General features: G+C 66.6%; 2 protein-coding genes. Both read right to left on the bottom strand.

What is annotated here, in order from left to right; translation table 11 throughout:
- Positions 1-598 (bottom strand): hypothetical protein (locus SP6_RS21160; RefSeq protein WP_042469572.1); only part of this gene is annotated, 598 nt, incomplete at its 3' end.
- Between the two features lie 52 nt (positions 599-650).
- Positions 651-1902, bottom strand: a 1252-nt coding sequence (gene mobQ, locus SP6_RS19820; RefSeq protein ID WP_233419840.1) for a MobQ family relaxase, incomplete at its 5' end; no start/stop codon positions are given.

Here is a 1902-nt window from a genome sequence, read left to right as displayed (position 1 = left end):
GCGGGAAATACCACATATGGCATTGGGTGAGATATTTGCGCGTCGCGGCGTTGGCGACGCCGCAAGCTTCATTGCTTTGCGACAGGGGCAGGCCCGATCGCTGCCATTCGGCCCGCAGCCATTCCTTTAGCGCCATTTCGCGTCCGTCAGCGCCAAAGAGTGTCGCTCTGCGCGTGTAGCGAACGGCCAGCTCGGTGACGACAGGCAGGCCACGGATGGTCCGCGAGTTAACATTGCCCGCAATATGGGCGATGCCCTTATCCCAGACGACAGTTTCCTCATATTGCCAGCCGTGCAGCTCAAGCGCCGGATGGGATTTTGCCCACCCGATTTCGCTGTTCCAGAACCATAAGGTTGTGAAGGGTTCGGAGTATCTGGCCCAAGCGGCAGCGTGCGGTGCATACCATTCCGCCAGACCGTCCGGCGAATGTGCTTCACCGGGAAATTTCCCGAGGCCGTAAGGGCCATCGGCGATAATGACAGTCGGGGCTAGCCAAGTATCATAGGCTTTAAGGGCGTCGCCCCGGTACAGTGACGCAGGCCCAAGGCGAAGGGTCGGGTCATTGGCATCTGCCAGATTCACTTTTGCACGCGCCATACTTAACCCTCTTGATTCGCATCGTCGTATCCCCGGTCGATTCCACAGGGAATCACCGGCTTAATTCCTGACCGCGTTGCAGCACCTGCTCGCGCTGATTGACGAGCTGACCCATGGCACGGGCCATCTGCGGCTCACGCTGGATCCGCTCGATATACAGATCCTTGGTGTGCTGGTTCGCCCCGTTGTAGGCGTCCACCGCCTTGCGCAGTGCCTCCGGGGTCGCCAGCCAGTCGCTGCTATGGTCGCCGTAGCCGTGGGCGCCCACCTCGCGCCGCGCCGCGATCGTCCTGAACCGCTCGGCCACTTGGCTTCGCTCGCGCGCCTGCTGGCGCTCCTGCGCCGCCTCGCGGGCGCGCTCGGCGGCTAGCTGGTCGCGGCGCTGCGCGTCCGCCGCCTCGCGCCGATCGCGATCGACCGCGCCGCTCAACGTCGCTGCGAACCCGTGCAGCCGGTGCGACACCCGCTGCCCCACGTCGCGCAGCCACTCCGTCCCCCGATCGATATACTGGCGCAGGCCGCGCCGCTCGAGGACGCCGGCGTTGTGCTGCCCGACCTTCGTCGCCGGCGCATAGTCGCGCCCCTCGCGCTGCGCCTGCCGCTCGGCCCGACGCTCCATCGCCACGACGTTCGGCCCCATATGCACCGTCGCTTCTTGCTCGATCCCCTGCCGCTGGTAGCTGCGGTGGTCGACGCGCTCCGCGACGTGCGCCCGTTCCAGCGCCGCGTTCTGCATCTCCGCGAACCGCGCCCGCCAGCGCTCCACCTCACCGCTGGTCTTCTGGTCAAGTTCGCGGCTCTTCTCCCCCAACCCCTCCGCGCCGATCCGCCGCGTCGTCGTGAGTAGGTGGGCGTGGTGGTTACGCTGATCGCCCTGGCGACCAGGTGCGTGGATCGCCACGTCCACCGCCACGCCGTGTCGTTCGCTGATCTCGCGAGCGAGGTCGAGCGTCAGGGTACGGCGCTCGTCGGCCGACAGTTCGGACGGGAGCGCAATTTCGTATTCCCGCGCGACCGTCGAGTTCTTCCGCGTCTCGGCCTGCTCGGCGGCATTCCAGAGAGCCGCCCGGTCCTGCACCCAGTCGGGCGCATCGGCGGGAGCGACGATCTCACGATGTTCGATACCCTGCTTGCGGGTGTAGTCGTGGACGATGCCGGTGCGCTCGTCCGCGATCTCCACGCCCGCGCGGTAGGCCGCTGCCGCCGTCGCGCTGCGACCGGCGGACCGGCCTACCGTCTTCACCGCAAGATGGAAGCTCGCCATCGCCGCGCACTCCTTGCCATGTGGCAACATGACGCGGGCG

This window comes from Sphingomonas paucimobilis NBRC 13935, from assembly GCF_000739895.2.
In the GTDB taxonomy this organism is placed as follows: Bacteria; Pseudomonadota; Alphaproteobacteria; order Sphingomonadales; family Sphingomonadaceae; genus Sphingomonas; species Sphingomonas paucimobilis.
The sequence above is the reverse complement of the archived record's forward strand: the minus strand, read 5'-3'. Positions and strand labels throughout refer to the sequence as shown.